The sequence below is a fragment of the Burkholderia sp. SIMBA_062 genome (genome assembly GCF_046534765.1).
Taxonomy (GTDB): domain Bacteria; phylum Pseudomonadota; class Gammaproteobacteria; order Burkholderiales; family Burkholderiaceae; genus Burkholderia; species Burkholderia ambifaria.
Genome location: NZ_JAWRYD010000017.1, coordinates 122,655 through 136,686, shown reverse-complemented (window position 1 = coordinate 136,686; position 14,032 = coordinate 122,655). Strand labels below are relative to the sequence as shown.

Below are 14,032 nucleotides of genomic sequence, written 5' to 3'. Positions count from 1 at the left end.
GGTCAGAAGCGAGCGCTGAGCTCGAGCTGCAGCACGTCGATCGATACCGGCGGCCCATACACTTCCTTCGAGCTCAGGTAGCGGGCCGACACCCACGTGTCGCGTGCGACCGCATACGCGGCGCCGATCACGTAGCCGCGTGCGTTGGTGCCGCCGAGATGGAAGTCCGGGTCGTTGAATGCGTCGAGCACGGCGTCCGGCTGCAGGTACTTGTACGCGACCGAGAAGTTCCACTGCCCCTTCTCGCGCGGCTCCGGCTCGCCGATCGTCGCCTTCGCGAGGAAGCCGTTCGGGCCGCTGCGGTAATCGGCGCGCGTCGCGTTCACCGACGTCGATTCGTAGTTGTTGACCGGCAGCGACGCCGCGGCGAACGCCTTGTTGTCGTTGTACGCGAGGTTGCGCACGAATTCGCCGTCCAGGCGCACCTTGAAGCGGTCGGCGACGACCGTGTCCCACTGCGCCTTCAGGTCGAGCAGCCGGTAGTTGTAGGCGAGCCCGAACAGCTGCGGCTGCGGCGTCATGCCCGGTGCGAGGTTGGGGTTCTGCACGATGTTGCGCAGCGCGATCAGCGAGTTGCCGCCCTGCATGAACGCCGGCGCCTCGTTGTCGGTGTTGCAGCTCGTCGCGCCGGCATACAGCGCGCACGGCGACGACAGCGAGCCACGGATATTCTGGAAGTCGTAGTACGCAACCGCGCCGCGCAGCCGGTTCTTCGCGTCGATCTTCCAGTCCGCGCCGAACTGCGCGCCGAACATCCACTTCGTGTCGCTGCCGGCCTTGTCGGTGCTGTTGGACGGGAAGTTCTCGCTCGTGTACTGGATCGGGAACACGCCGAGCGTGCCGAACAGCGTGACGTCCGGATTCCATGGCAGCGCATGGCGCAGGTTCGCCGCGAGGCCGTCCATCATCAGGTCGTCGGCGAACACCAGGTCCGACTTGAAGAACGGGTTGTCGAAGCGGCCGGCCGTCAGGTTCAGCCACGGCGTCGGCCGGTAGGCGAAGAACGCCTTGTTCAGCCAGATGTTCTTCTTGCCCCAGCCGCCGCCGGCCGTCCCCGTGGTGGAAACCGGGCCGTTGTCGTTGCCGCTCGCGAGCTGGAGGCCGGCGATCATCTCGTCGGACAGCGTCGCCGTCACGCCGAGCCGCGCGCGATAGCGCAGCAGGTTGTTGCGGTTCTGCGTGGTGTTCTGCGTGGGGATCTGCGTGTTGTTGGTGTTCGGGTTGACATCGAACCCGCCGCCCTGGTTGATCGCCGCGAAGTTCGTCACGCCGTTGGTGTTGCCGCTGCCGTAGAAGTGATATTCGTCGCGCACGCGCATGTCGCCGTCGATCTTGATGCGCGACACCCAGTCGGGGAACGTGTTCGGCTGCGCCCAGTTCTCGGCTTTCGCCTGCGCGATCACCTCCTGCTTGACCTGGTCGCGGATCTGGTCGCGCACCAGTTGCGGCACGTACGGCACCGCGACGTCGCCGGGCTGCGTCGGCGGATTGACCATGCCGCCCGCCACGATCGATGTGCCCGATGCGCCGGATGCGCGTGCAGTGCGGGCCTGCGTGGCCTCGGTGCGCGCCTCGCTGATCAGTTCGTTCGCGTTCTGCTGCGTGAGCACGCCGCGCTTCACCAGCAGGTTGATCAGGTTGATCACCACGCTCTCGGTCGGCGCGGCCTTGCCCGTCGCCGCCTGCGCCTCGAGCGATTGCCCGTGAGCAGCCGACGCGCACGTCAGCCCCAGCGTCAGCACCGCCGCGCCGACGCGCGACAGGCGCGCGGGCAGCGCGCCACCGCGAGGCGCCGCACCCAATCCGTTCATCTTGTGAATCATCTATGCACTCCGAACAATTTCCGTTTCTTTTCCGGCAACATCCGTGCGACGGATGCCGCCCCATGATTGATTCGCCCTGCACGCCCGCCCGTCATGCCGGCTTGCGCCCCTGCAACCTGACGAGCACCGGATACGCGGTCGCGGGCGGCGGCGCCTCGTCGACCCGGCCGAGCGATTCCACCGCCGTGATGACCGCCGCGTCGAGCTTCGCGTCGCCGGTCGACTGCGCGACCGTCACCTTCGTGATGCGCCCGGACGCGTCCATCCACAGGTTCAGGCTGCCCGTGAAGCGCGCGCCACCGGCCTCCTGCACGCCCTTGTCCTGCTCGATCGCGCGCTGCAGCACGTACACCATGTATTGCGCGTAGCTCGCGTTGCCGAACTTGCCGCCCCCGCCACTGCCGACCATGCCCGAGCCGTCGCCCGCGCCGATGTTGAAGCTGTCGGTGCCGGCCTGCGCGGGCGCGTTCATCGTCATCTGCTTCGGCTGGTTATCCGACGGCTTCGGCGCCTCGGACGGCTTCGGCGCGATCGTCGGCCGCTCGACCGGCGTCTTCACCTCTTCCTTCACCTTCTCGGGCGGCGGCTTCTGCTTCGGCGGCGGTGGGGGCGGCGGCAGCGGAATCACCGTCGTCACCTGCGGCGCGCTCGCGCGCTTCACGCCGGCCGTGTCGCCCGCGAAATGCCAGATCAGCGCGGCGAGCGCCGCGAGCACCAGCGCGATCGCGACCGGCTTCACGTAGCGGCCGGGGCCCTTGTCCGGCGGGCCGCCGTTGTAGGTCATTTCCATCGCGTCAGCCGCCCTGCTTCGCCTTGCCGGTCACCAGGCCGACCTGCGACAGGTCGAGGCGCCGCAGCAGGTCGAGCACGTCCATCACCTTCTGGTACTGCACGCCCGCGTCGCCCTTCAACACGATCGGGAATTCCGGATTGGTCGCCTTCTCGGTGCGCAGCCGGCTTTCGAGCTCGTCCATCGTCACCGGGTACGCATCGAGGAACACCTGCCCCGAAGCGGCCACCGTGATCGCCTTCGTCTTCGGCTTCGCGAGGCTCGCGGACGAGCTCGCCTTCGGCAGATCGACCTTGATGCCCTGCACCGACGCGGTCGTCATGATGATGAAGATGATCAGCAGCACGTACGCGAGGTCGAGCATCGGCGTGATGTTGATGTCGTCGTACGGCTTGTCGTCGTCCTGAACCTGCATGGTGGTCTCCTGCGTGCGTTCAGTCGGCCAGCACCGCGTGATCCGGCGTGCGGTGCGCTTCGGCGAGGCGCGTGACGAATTCGTCGACGAACACCTGCATGTTCGCGGTCACGTTCTTGTTGCGGATCAGAAGGTAGTTGTAGCCGAACAGCGCGGGGATCGCGACGAACAGGCCGGTGACGGTCGCGAGCAACGCGGCCGCGATACCCGGCGCGATCGCGTTCACGTTCACATCGCCGGCCGCGGCGATCGCCGCGAACGTGATCATCACGCCGACCACGGTGCCGAGCAGGCCGAGGAACGGGCCGCCCGAAATCGCGATCGTCAGCAGCACCATCGATTTCGACAGCCGCTGGTTTTCCCGCACGAGCGTCGCGTCCATCGATGCGCGAATCGCCTCGATCGACTCGCTCGTGATCACCGTGCGGCCGTTGTCGTCCATCCGGCTGTGGATTTCATGCACGCCGGACTTGTAGAGCCGGTACAGCGACGACTGGTAGAGGCGCCGCCCTTCCGCGCTGCCTTCGTCGACGTGCGCGAGGCCCACCAGGTGACGTCCGGCCACTTCGCGAAAGCGCTGCACGAAGTACTGGTTCGCCTTGTCGACGGTGCCGACGTAGCGCGCCTTGGTCCACATCACGATCCACGACACGAACGCCATGCCCAGCAGGATCGTGATCACGACCCACGCGTCGACGGTCACCGACTGCACGATCACGCCGAAGTAGCCGAAGCCGAAGCCCGACTGCTTCTCGTCCGCGCCGTACGCGACCAGCTTCGATTCCGAGCCCTGGGCCAGCGCGTCGACCGCGATCGCCGCCGGCGAACGCGCGATCTTCGACAGCCGCAGCTCATCGAGCGCGCCCGTGTAGGCGGCGAAGCCCGCCGGTGCGCCGGCCGCATCCGCGCCGACCGTCGCGACGCCGTTCAGCGCGGGCAACGCCACCGCGACCTGCGCGGCCTGCTTGCCGTTGACGTAGACGGTCAGGTTCTTGCCGTCTGCCGTCACCGCGAGATAGGTCCACTGGTTCGCGGCGACCGGCGCCGCGGCCGGCGTGCGCACGGGGGCCGCGCTGCCGGCCGCGCCGTCGATTTCCGCGAACGGCACGCCGTTGTCGAGGCCGATCAGCAGCGCGTTCGCGCCGTCGCGGCGGCTGTAGACGAGCGTGTTCGGCGCGAGCGCCGCGGGCTTGACCCACGCGCTGAACGTGAAGCTGCCGCCGGCCGGCACGTTCAGCGCCGGGCTCGCGGGCAGCGTCAGCGACGCATTGCCGTCGAAGCGCGCGCCCTTGCCGACGATGCCGTCTTCAACCGCGCGGAACGTCGCGTTTTGCGCGTTGTTCGCATACGCCGTCGCGTCCTTCGGCGGCGTGCCCGACGCGCCGTTGAAGTGGTACACGAGCGTGTAGTCGGGATCGAACGTCTCGGCCGGCTTGCCGCCGTCCGGCGCCTTCTTGTTGCCGTAGTACATCCAGATCGATTCCGCGGCGCCCGCCGGCATCTTCGGCACGTCGACCCAGATCAGCGCGACGCCGAGCACCGGGTCGTATTGTTCGACGTGGTAGTTCAGCGGCGTCTTGTCGTTGGACGCGACGAAGCGGATATCCGCGCCGTTATCGGCCAGCCCGTCGAACTGGAAGTTGCCCGAATGCAGGCGCATCAGCAGCGGCACGCGGCCCGCCGAATCCGCGAGGTTCGCGCCCTTCGGGCTCGCGTCGATCGTGATCGCCTTCCGGTACGACCAGTCGTTCTGCCACCATGCGTTCGCGATGCCGGGCAGCACGCCGAGCATCACCGCCAACAGGAAAAACAAGACTCGCTTCACGATCCACTCCCCGAATGTGCGGGCGCTTCGCTCGTCGCGTCGCCCCGGCACGGTCAAAAAAAATCCGTCAGAACCCCAGCCGCACGTAGAAATCGAAACGCGGGCTGTACTGCCGCGTATAGACACCCGCCTTCAGCGGCCAGCCGGCCTCGAAATCCGCGCTGGCGTACTTCATGATCTGCAACCGCGTGCCGACGCCGACGCTCATCAGGTTGAAGCGCGACGTCTGCTCCGGCAGCGGGCTCAGCAGCCACAGGTGCGCCGCATCGAAGAACGCGTGAAAGCGCCACTCGTTCACGCGGCTGCCCACCGCGCCGCCGAGCCATTTCGACAGCGACGGGCTGCGCAGCTCGAGCGACGCGATCACGCCGCTGTCGGCCGTGTCTTCCGCCTGCATGTAGCCGCGCACGCTGTTCATCCCGCCGGCGGCGAACTGCTCGCTCGACACGAGCGGCGAATTCGAGATCTGCGCGCTCACGTGGCCGTTGGCCTGCATGTCGTTCGCGAAGCGCTGTGTGTGATTCACGTCGAACTTGCCGTACACGAAGTCGGGCGTCGCCTTGTAGCGCTTGTTGTCCCACGCGCCCCAGTCGCTGCCGAGGCCGCGGATGTTGGTGGTGAGCGACGCGGAGAACGACGTCTGCGAGTTCTTCAGGCTCAGCTGGCCGTTGTACGAGAACGTCACCGGCACGTAGGTCAGCGGCGCGGTGGATGTCTGGCCCACCAGACTCACGTTCTCGTCGTAATGCTTGCGGTCGATCTCGATGCTGACCGAGTGCGCGTAGGTTTCCGACGCGGGCAGCGCGTAGATCGCGGTGAAGCCGTAGGTCGTGCCCTTGCCGAGCACGTTGGTGCCGCCGACCGACGCGACGTTGCTGTCCGAGTGCACGACGGTGGCGAGGAAGCTCCAGCGCGTGTCCTTGATCGGCGCGAGATACGAGAACGCATAGACGCGCGCATCGTTCGGATGCTGCGGCGCGATCACGTAGGTGCCGGAAATCACGTGGCCGAGCTGCCACAGGTTCGAATAGCTGAGGCTCGCGCTGGTGCGCAGCGTCGACGTGCCGGGGCTGTTGTCGTTGTTCAGCTCCAGTGTGCCGTGCAGCGGGCTGTGATCGTCGACCTTGAGATCGACGTCGACCGTCTGCGGCATCGCGCCGGGCTTGAGCACCGGAATCACCTGGCGATCCGCCGAGCGGTTCAGGTCGGTGAGCTGCTGCTGCGCCTGATTGAAGTCGGGCACCTTGCCTTCGGCGAGCGCGGGCACCGCGTCGCGGATGTTGCGCGGCGAGTTGTACTGCGCGCCGTCGACGCGCAGCCTGCCCACCTTCGCCTCGACCACCTGCAGCAGGATCACGCCGTTCTTCACCTGCTGCTGCGGCAGCTCGACAACCACCGACTGATAGCCACGCTCCTGATAGGCCTTCTGCAGCGAATCGCGCGCCGCGTTCACGTCGGCGAGCGTGCGGCCCGGCCCTTCGAATGGATAGACGGCCTTCTCGATCTCGAGCGTCGGCAGCGTCGTGTTGCCGCGCACGACGAACGCGTTCACGTCGAACGTCTGCGGCGCCGGCGATCCCGACGCTGCCGCGTTCGCGGCCGGTGCCACGGCGGCTTCCTGCGCGCGCACGCCCGAGGCGACGCACAGCCCTCCGGCCAGCACGGCGCCGGCCAGGCATCGGCATTTCAGCCGCCATCGTTCGCGTGACTTGCGGTCTACTCTCGGCGGCATGCGCCCTTCCCCTTTGTTGTTCCGGATCGCGGAGCGCTCGCTGCACCAGCCGCCCGCACCGCTATCAAATGCGTGTTTCACTTCGATGACGATTTGTTCGTCATCCTTATCACGACGTGCTCGATGCTTCCTGCTGCTTGCCGCTTCTGCTTCAGTCGCGGCCCGCCTGCTCCGGCATTCCACCAGCCGGACAACCGAACTGCACGCACGCATACCGCATCAGCGTATCGACGCACACCGCGAGCGATTCCCGGTCGGTGTCGAGCACGAGATCCGCATCGACCGGCGGCTCGTACGGCGACGACACGCCCGTGAATCCCGGCAGCACGCCGCGCCGCGCCTTCGCGTACAGCCCTTTCGGGTCGCGCGCTTCGCAGCGGGCGAGCGGCGTGCTCACGTACACCTCGCGAAACGCCGCGCCGACGATCGACCTCGCCGCATCGCGCATCGCCGCGAGCGGCGAGATCACCGCGACGATCGCGACAGCGCCCGATCCGCTCGCCACCGCAGCAACCTCGGCGATGCGCCTCACGTTCTCGAAACGGTCCTGCTCGGCAAAGCCGAGATCCCGATTCAGTCCGGCCCGCATCCGGTCGCCGTCGAGCACCATCGCATGCGTCCGCCGCTCGCGCAGGCGCTGCGCCAGCGCATCGGCCAGCGTCGTCTTGCCCGCGCCCGACAGCCCCGTCAGCCACAGCACGCCGCCCGCAAGTTGCGGCGCCGCGCTGCGCGACGCGTTGGCCGCGTCTACCGATAAGGACGAAACGACCGCGGAAAACCCGCAACGATCGATGTTCATCGCGCTTGCCCCCCGACGTTCGCGGGCTCGTCGTCCTCGCGCGGTCGCGTTTGCCAGAATCCCCCCTGCATCGTGACGATCGACGGTGTCTCCGCCCATTGAGGCGCGCTCAGGATCTCGGCGCGCCGCACGTTCGGCAGCACCTGCACGTCGAATATCTCGTCGACACCGTTGAAGAACTGGAGGATGCCGAGCACCGCGCCGCTGTTCGCGTCGAGCGCGGCGACGCCCGCGACGATTGCATCGGCCTCGCTTTCGATCGGCAGCCCCTGCGGCCCGCGCTTGTCGCGCAGCTTCGACAGTCCGACGAACAGCACGCCGCCGTATTCCGCGAGACCGTGCGTGAAACCCGGCAGTGTCGCGAGCACGCGTCGCGCGCCCGACTGCGGATCGATCTGCAGCACCTGGCCGCGGCCACCTTCGAGCACGTGCAGGCGTCCGCCGATCACGCGCGGCGAATGCGGCATCGACAGCCCCGACGCGACGATGCGACCCGACGGCACCTCCATCACAACGCCGCCGTCGGCCATCCCGCGCCGCCAGCCGGACGGCTCGTCGGTCACCCCGAGCGCCGTCGCGAAGCGCACCTTGCCGTCGCTGAATGCCATCCCGTTCAGGTGACAGCGGTCGTCGGGCTTCATCGCGGTCACGAACGGCGGCTGCCAGATCGACGTGAAGTTGAAGTAGCCATCGATCACGCTGATGCACGAATAGCGGGTGTTGACCGCGAGCACGACGTGCTTGTCGAACGCCATGTCGTGCAGGTCCAGGTCTCCGGTGTAGTACGCCATGCGCGGCACGAACATCGCGTCGTAGTGGTCGGGGCGGCCGGGATAGAGCGGCGCGAGCGTCGACACGTTCGCGAACACCATCAGTTCGTGCATCGTCGCGACCGCAAGCCGGTTGCCGGATACGGCCATCCCCATCGAGCGCGGCAGCAGGCACGCGGACAGCGTCGGCACGCCCGCGTCGACACCGATCACCGCGACGCCCGACGGGCGGCGGCTGACGGCCAGCGAACAGCCGAGCGCCTCGAGCACCTGCAGAAAGCGTCCCGTGTCGCGCAGGTTGATCACCGGCGACATCGCTTCCGCTGCCCGTTCCGCTGCGGCGAGCGCGTCGCCGCCCTGCCGGCCTTCCTCGAACTGTTCCACTGTGATGCACCTGTCGGCTTCGCGCCGCGTGATGAATAAAGGTGAAGTCCGCACTCGCCCGTCCGCACGCACGGCATGCGCGCGCCGGCCACGAGCCGGATCGCGCGTGCCGGGTCGCGACACTCACCTACCTAGACGGAACGAAATGCGCATTGCCGCAAACTTTTTTGCGTGGACCGGCCGCTGCGCCGCGAGTGCGCGTGTACGCGCGGTCGGCGGCGCCGATCCAACGGCGTCGCCGACCGCGTGCGGCCTGCAATGCGCGCACGGCGCAACCCGCGCGCGAAAACGCGCGGAACGCCGTGCAGGAATGTGCGTGGCCCCCGTTTCGTGTGCATGTCGCCTGCCTGGCCCGTGTCGGATCTTCGGCGTCGCGCGTGCGCGAGTCGCCGGCAAACGTGTTGCCGCCATACGGGCACATCGCGAAAACGCGTCGCACCCGCGTGCGGCCCGACAATCGTCGGGTGCTATCGGGAAGTTTTTGTGACATTGCGCTGAAGATATTCACGAGACCGAGTGCGACACGCGCCCGATATCGTTTACGCGCGACCGGCCGCCGCTATCGCAGCGCCGCAAGCGCCCGAACGTCACGAAAAAACCTGCGGTTTCGCGCTGTCCGATCCGTCCTAGCTAATGAGAAAAACACATCGACGACGGGGTCCGATCCATGTCATTCGCCACGATGCTCGTTCGCTGGCTCGCCGGGAGGCTGTCCGGCGCGGCGGCACTGCCCGACCCGCTGCGCGCGGCCCCCGCCGGTCGTGCCGTGCCGCGCCGCCCGTTGCGCTGGCGCGCGCCGTGGCTCGCGTGGCAGTCGCTGTCATGGTGCGTGCTGACGCTGCTGGCGCCGCCGGTCTGGACGATCGGCACGCTGCTGCTGATCAATGCGTCGAGCGACCAGCCGCTGTTCTGGACGCTCGCGATGGCGATCGTGCCCGTCGCGAACGGCGTCGCGATCGTCGCGACCAACCAGCGCCATCATCGCGTGCCGTTCACGCGGCGCTCGACGGTCGCGCTGTTCACGTTCTTCGTTGCGATGGCCATCGGCTGCACGCTGTTCGTGCTCCTCCTGTGGCGCTCGCAATCGATCCCCGCGCTGGTCGGCCCGCTCGCGCTCGACGGCGACGGCATGCATCCCGCGATACTCGCGTTCTGGGTCGCGGGGCTCGCCGCGATGTTCGGTGTCACGTCATCCGCGCATGCGAGCATCGCGCATGCGTGGCTCGCGTTCGAGGCGTGAATGAGGCTGCGCCCACACAACGGGGGCATGCGAATGCATCGATACGGGAGATCCGGCGCGACACGCGCGACACGCGCACGCGGCATCGCGATCGTGACGGTGCTGCTCGTCGTCGCGCTGGCGGCCACGCTGGCGGCCAGCGTGCTGTGGCGTCAGCAGGTCGCGACGCGCGACGTCGAGAACCAGCGGCTCGCGACGCAGACGATGTGGGTCGAGCGCGCCGCGGTCGAATGGGCGCGGGCGACGCTGCGCGCGCAGAACGCGACGTCGAACGTGACCTTCGCCGGCCAGCCGTGGTCGGCCCCATTCTCCGATGTGCCGCTGTCCGACCTGCTGCCGCCGGATGCGGTCTCGGTCAACGCGGAACTTGCGCGCGCATCGATCTCCGGAAACGTCGAGGATGCGCAGGCCCGCTTCAACCTGATGAACCTCGTGTCGCGCATCGCGCCGGGCAAACCGTGGCAGGCAAACGCCGCAGGCGTGCTCGCGTATCGGCGGCTGCTCGGCGAACTCGCGCTCGATCCTGCGCTCGCGCAACCGACGGCCGACTACATGCTGCGCTCGCTGCGCGACACGAACGGCCCCGGCGGCTGGCCGCTGCAGCTCGTGTCGGTCGACGATCTCGCACGAATTCCCGGCTACGACGCGCATGCGATCGACGCGCTCGCGCCGTTCGTGACGGTGCTGCCCGACCTCACCGTCGTGAACGCGAACACGGCGGCCGAGCCCGTGCTCGTCGCCGCGATTCCGACGCTGTCGAAAAGTCAGGCGAAACGGCTCGTCGAGCGGCGCGGCACCGCGTATTTCGTCAGCACCGGCGATATCGCCGAGTATCTGCTGCCCGCGCAGGGCGGCAGCCCGACGCTGCCGGACGGCTCGGCCGTGGGCGTCAGCAGCGGCTATTTCATCGTGCACTGCCGCGTCCATTCGGCGCGGATCAACGCACGCATCGAAACGCTGATCGCGCGTTACGGCAGCGGCAATTTCACGTGGACGTCGGTGATCTGGGTGCGGCGGCTCACGAGTTGAATGCCGACCGCACGATTTGCGCACGTGCTTGCGGATCGACGACGCGCGATCCAACGAATCGCGCGTGAGCCGCAGCGCCGATCTAGATCAGCGACGACTCGCTCAATCCGAGCCCGCGCGCACCCTGCGGCTTCACCGCGCAATCGAACGTCAGCCGCGTGAGGCTCGTCTCGCGGACTTCGCCGAGCAGGCGGTTCCAGTCGTCGATCGATACGAGCAGCGCGATCGGCCGGTTGTATTTGGTGACCATCACCAACGCCTCGCCCGCATGCCGCAGCGCCTTCGACGGATTGCTGCTGAAGTCGCGCGTCGCCATCGCGATCGTGCGCAGGCTGAACACGTTCGTGACGGCATCGTCGCCGTCGTCGTGCAGCAGCCGCTCGAGCGTCGCCGCACGCAGCAGCGCCTGCGATTTCGCCGACAGCCGGTTGTCGCGGCGCTTGCGGCGCGCGCTGCGCGGATCGACGTGCACGGCCAGCACCCGCACGATCTGGCCGAGGGTGGTTGCGGGCAACTGGTCGTAGCGGCGCCACCAGTCGGGCGGCAGCGCGATCATCATCCCGGCGTAGATCGCCGCGGCGCCATCGGCGATATGCGACGGAAGACGCTCGGCGTCGCGCGCGTCGAGATCGAGCGCCGCACCGACCACCCGCGTCATCACGCTGAACGCGTTATACGCGAGCGCCACGATCCCGCAGGCGAGCAGCGACGCACGCGCCGGCGTGTCGCCGAACGGCGCGCCTGCCAGCACCGGTTCGAGCGGCAATGGCAACACGTCGCGCCAGCGTCGGCGCGATAGCTGCACGATCCGTGCCGCGTCGAACCGCTCGGCCGGCAAATCCGTCAGCAGCGCCACCGCTTCTCCGGGTTCACCGCCCGCCGCCGCGCGGCGCCATTCGATCCGCCTCAACGTACCGGTTGCGCCGCCGTCGCCGGTCATTCCCACCGGCTGTTCGCGCACGATGCCGTCGTCGCACACGCCCGCGTCATGCCATTCATCGAGCGGCCGGACCGTGCTCGCGGGACCGTACTCGCGCAGGATCAACGCACCGCCGCGGCGTGGCCATCCCGACAGAATCGCATCCGTATCGAAGCGCCCGTCGACGATCCACAGCTCGCCGGGCCGCACCGTTTCGAGCAGCGCGGCGACGAACGCACGCGCGTGCTGCCGGCCGCGCTCGACCGGCAGCAGGTCGACGATCAACCCCAGATCGGGATCGTAAACCGGCAGCACGCGCGTGCCGGCGCCGAGGGCAGCGTCGTACGCGGGGTCGTCGCAGGCCCGCCCGCAATCGCAGGCAGCCTGCCCGGGCGCACACGCGTCAGCCGCGCCGTCGAGCACGCGCAGCCGCATCCCGCCGAGCCCGCTCTCGTCCACACGCGCCGCCGCGATCGGCAGCAGCAGTTCCGCGCTGTCCTTCACGAGCGCGCGCCCCCACCCGGCACGCAACCGGCTCATCCCGTCGTGCAGCTCGGCGACGGCGGCCCCCACGCCGATCGGCGCGACACCGGCCGCAGCGGACGGCATGCGCATGTGCGCGGCGATCGCCGCGATCGCATCGACCGCGAGCGCGAACAGCGCCTCGCGAATCGGCTCGTCGTCGGGTTTGCCATCGGTGTCGGCGGTCGCGTCGAGCCAGTCGTCGTGCAGCGCGCACTGCAGCACGAGCCGCGTCATGATCGCCATCGGACTCTGTTCGACGAAACGTTCCACCACCGCGCGCATCATCGGGACACTCCATACCGTTCGCAATGCCGCACACGCAACCGGTCGCCACCGCACGATCGCACTTGACGGGCCGCAGTCGACGCCGCAGCATCGTGGACAACCGCAAGCGCACGACCGCACGCCGTCGCGATGCTCCCTCCGCAATCGACGCACGAGACACCGGCATGTACGTAGACCCCCGCGTGGCGCACGGCCGCGCCCGGTTCGACCTGAGCCGTTCCCCGCGCCTGCTCGCCGACGAGCGCCGCTGGGAGATCAGCGACCTCGTCACGCGCGGCCTCGAAGATTTCCGCGGCGTGCGCAACCGCCGCAACCTGATGCGGCTGCTCGGCCGCCAGATCGCGCCGAAGCTCGCGCGCCTCGGCCTCGATCCGTACGTCGGCGTGCTCGGCAGGATCGAAGGCCTGTTCGTCAACTTCTCGACGATGAGCGCCGAGCACGGGCTGCGCGAATTCCAGCTGCAATTGACGGTGCCCGACCTCGTGCTGCGCAGCTTCGCGTCGAATGCGATCCGGCCACACGCGGTCGCGCGCTGCATGCAGCGCAACGGCGTGTTGACGCTCGCGGACATCGAGCACGAGGCGAATATCGCGTTCGTCGCGGCGCGCGTGATGCGCTCGCTCGCGATCGCGGAACACTGGCGGCAGGTCGGCGTGCCGACGCCGTACGGGCTGTTCGTCGGCACGCTCACCGACGCGAACGACGTCGCGATGAACACCTATTTCCGGCCCGGCGACAACGATCGCCCGTCGCGCTGGAGCGGCTTCTCGGCCCTCTTCGCGACGATGCCGGACTGGCGCCCGGATCAGGTCCGGCACGGCGGCGAACTGCTGCAATGGATGGTCGACCATATCGTGGCCCTGCAAGAATCCGCCCCGTTCTTCGAACGCTTTCCGTTTCTGCGTGAACCGCTGCGCGACGCCGACGACCCGCTCGACGCCGCGTGGCGCGGCGCGCGCGCCGGTATCGACGGCGGCGCGACGTCCTGATCGCCGGCCCTCGCCGCACACCGCGCCCCGCCCCACGCCGGCGGCAATCCGGAAGCCGGCTTCGGCCCCGGTTCCGCTACACGGCCCCCTCGCTCTCTCGTATACAAGGTCGAAGCAAATGCGCGTAACCCGCAGAATTTCTTGCGATACCCGCGCGCGTGCCGATGAAAACGATTCCGTCGCATACCGGAACGACCACGCCTTCGGCGCGCTCAATGCATGCGCGGCGGCCCGCCCGGCTCCTGGCGACCGACCGCCTCCAGCACGGCCCACATCCAGATCAGTTCGCGCACGGTGCGCGCATGCTCGTCGCTCTGCGCACGCCAGCGCCGGAACGCGTCGAGTTCGTGTTCCGTCGTATCGCCGGTGCGCAGCCACAGCAGCCAGCGCACCGCGCCTTCGCGGATCGCGTCGGCGCGCGTGTTCGCGTCGCCGGAATCCGCATCCCGTTGCGATTCGTTCATGATCACGCCACCGCCCGAAGCTCCCTCGACACCCATCCCCCGC

General features: G+C 68.4%; 12 protein-coding genes. 3 read left to right on the top strand and 9 right to left on the bottom strand.

All coding sequences use genetic code 11. The features are described 5' to 3' along the window. Window positions 1-2: 2 nt before the first annotated feature. From SB786_RS20130 to SB786_RS20100, 7 genes are all read right to left on the bottom strand, one after another. Window positions 3-1,823 carry a putative porin gene (locus SB786_RS20130; RefSeq protein WP_410728986.1) on the bottom strand — a complete coding sequence of 607 codons (1,821 nt, stop codon included), beginning with the start codon at window positions 1,821-1,823 and terminating at the stop codon, window positions 3-5. 91 nt (window positions 1,824-1,914) lie between these two features. Then, window positions 1,915-2,613 carry an energy transducer TonB gene (locus tag SB786_RS20125; protein ID WP_410728984.1) on the bottom strand — a complete coding sequence of 233 codons (699 nt, stop codon included), beginning with the start codon at window positions 2,611-2,613 and terminating at the stop codon, window positions 1,915-1,917. Between the two features lie 4 nt (window positions 2,614-2,617). Beyond that, complete coding sequence (locus tag SB786_RS20120; RefSeq protein WP_410728983.1) at window positions 2,618-3,028, bottom strand: ExbD/TolR family protein; 411 nt, start codon at window positions 3,026-3,028, stop codon at window positions 2,618-2,620. Between the two features lie 19 nt (window positions 3,029-3,047). Continuing rightward, a complete protein-coding gene (locus SB786_RS20115; protein ID WP_410728982.1) occupies window positions 3,048-4,853 on the bottom strand; it encodes a DUF2341 domain-containing protein in 1,806 nt (601 codons plus the stop codon). A 67-nt stretch (window positions 4,854-4,920) separates the two neighbouring features. After that, complete coding sequence (locus SB786_RS20110; protein ID WP_410728981.1) at window positions 4,921-6,585, bottom strand: ShlB/FhaC/HecB family hemolysin secretion/activation protein; 1,665 nt, start codon at window positions 6,583-6,585, stop codon at window positions 4,921-4,923. A 151-nt stretch (window positions 6,586-6,736) separates the two neighbouring features. Next, window positions 6,737-7,384: an adenylyl-sulfate kinase gene (gene cysC, locus SB786_RS20105; protein WP_410728980.1), complete on the bottom strand. Its 648-nt coding sequence runs from the start codon at window positions 7,382-7,384 to the stop codon at window positions 6,737-6,739. Further along, on the bottom strand, window positions 7,381-8,538 hold the full coding sequence (locus SB786_RS20100; protein ID WP_410728979.1) for a TIGR03032 family protein: 1,158 nt from the start codon (window positions 8,536-8,538) through the stop codon (window positions 7,381-7,383). Before SB786_RS20100 ends, cysC begins: the two co-directional genes overlap by 4 nt. A 667-nt stretch (window positions 8,539-9,205) precedes the next feature. On the opposite strand from SB786_RS20100, the gene SB786_RS20095 reads away from it, so the two are divergent. Both SB786_RS20095 and gspK read left to right on the top strand, forming a co-directional pair. Further along, window positions 9,206-9,778 carry a hypothetical protein gene (locus SB786_RS20095; protein WP_410728978.1) on the top strand — a complete coding sequence of 191 codons (573 nt, stop codon included), beginning with the start codon at window positions 9,206-9,208 and terminating at the stop codon, window positions 9,776-9,778. A 33-nt stretch (window positions 9,779-9,811) separates the two neighbouring features. Continuing rightward, window positions 9,812-10,807: a type II secretion system minor pseudopilin GspK gene (gene gspK / locus SB786_RS20090; RefSeq protein ID WP_410729033.1), complete on the top strand. Its 996-nt coding sequence runs from the start codon at window positions 9,812-9,814 to the stop codon at window positions 10,805-10,807. A gap of 82 nt (window positions 10,808-10,889) precedes the next feature. On the opposite strand, the gene SB786_RS20085 is transcribed toward gspK, so the two are convergent. Continuing rightward, window positions 10,890-12,536, bottom strand: coding sequence for a type II toxin-antitoxin system Phd/YefM family antitoxin (locus SB786_RS20085; protein WP_410728977.1), 1,647 nt, complete (start codon window positions 12,534-12,536; stop codon window positions 10,890-10,892). Between the two features lie 164 nt (window positions 12,537-12,700). Between SB786_RS20085 and SB786_RS20080 the strand changes: the two genes are divergently transcribed. After that, window positions 12,701-13,525, top strand: a complete 825-nt coding sequence (locus SB786_RS20080; RefSeq protein ID WP_410728976.1) for a hypothetical protein — start codon at window positions 12,701-12,703, stop codon at window positions 13,523-13,525. 212 nt (window positions 13,526-13,737) lie between these two features. On the opposite strand, the gene SB786_RS20075 is transcribed toward SB786_RS20080, so the two are convergent. Next, on the bottom strand, window positions 13,738-13,989 hold the full coding sequence (locus SB786_RS20075) for a FecR/PupR family sigma factor regulator (RefSeq protein ID WP_410728975.1): 252 nt from the start codon (window positions 13,987-13,989) through the stop codon (window positions 13,738-13,740). Between the last annotated feature and the right edge of the window lie 43 nt (window positions 13,990-14,032).

Coding starts and splice junctions, on each gene's coding strand:
- SB786_RS20080 (WP_410728976.1), top strand. CDS start 12,701: ATGTACGTAGACCCCCGCGTGGCGCACGGCCGCGCCCGGTTCGACCTG.
- cysC (WP_410728980.1), bottom strand. CDS start 7,384: ATGAACATCGATCGTTGCGGGTTTTCCGCGGTCGTTTCGTCCTTATCG.
- SB786_RS20085 (WP_410728977.1), bottom strand. CDS start 12,536: ATGATGCGCGCGGTGGTGGAACGTTTCGTCGAACAGAGTCCGATGGCG.
- SB786_RS20130 (WP_410728986.1), bottom strand. CDS start 1,823: ATGATTCACAAGATGAACGGATTGGGTGCGGCGCCTCGCGGTGGCGCG.
- SB786_RS20110 (WP_410728981.1), bottom strand. CDS start 6,585: ATGCCGCCGAGAGTAGACCGCAAGTCACGCGAACGATGGCGGCTGAAA.
- SB786_RS20125 (WP_410728984.1), bottom strand. CDS start 2,613: ATGGAAATGACCTACAACGGCGGCCCGCCGGACAAGGGCCCCGGCCGC.
- gspK (WP_410729033.1), top strand. CDS start 9,812: ATGCATCGATACGGGAGATCCGGCGCGACACGCGCGACACGCGCACGC.
- SB786_RS20075 (WP_410728975.1), bottom strand. CDS start 13,989: ATGAACGAATCGCAACGGGATGCGGATTCCGGCGACGCGAACACGCGC.
- SB786_RS20095 (WP_410728978.1), top strand. CDS start 9,206: ATGTCATTCGCCACGATGCTCGTTCGCTGGCTCGCCGGGAGGCTGTCC.
- SB786_RS20120 (WP_410728983.1), bottom strand. CDS start 3,028: ATGCAGGTTCAGGACGACGACAAGCCGTACGACGACATCAACATCACG.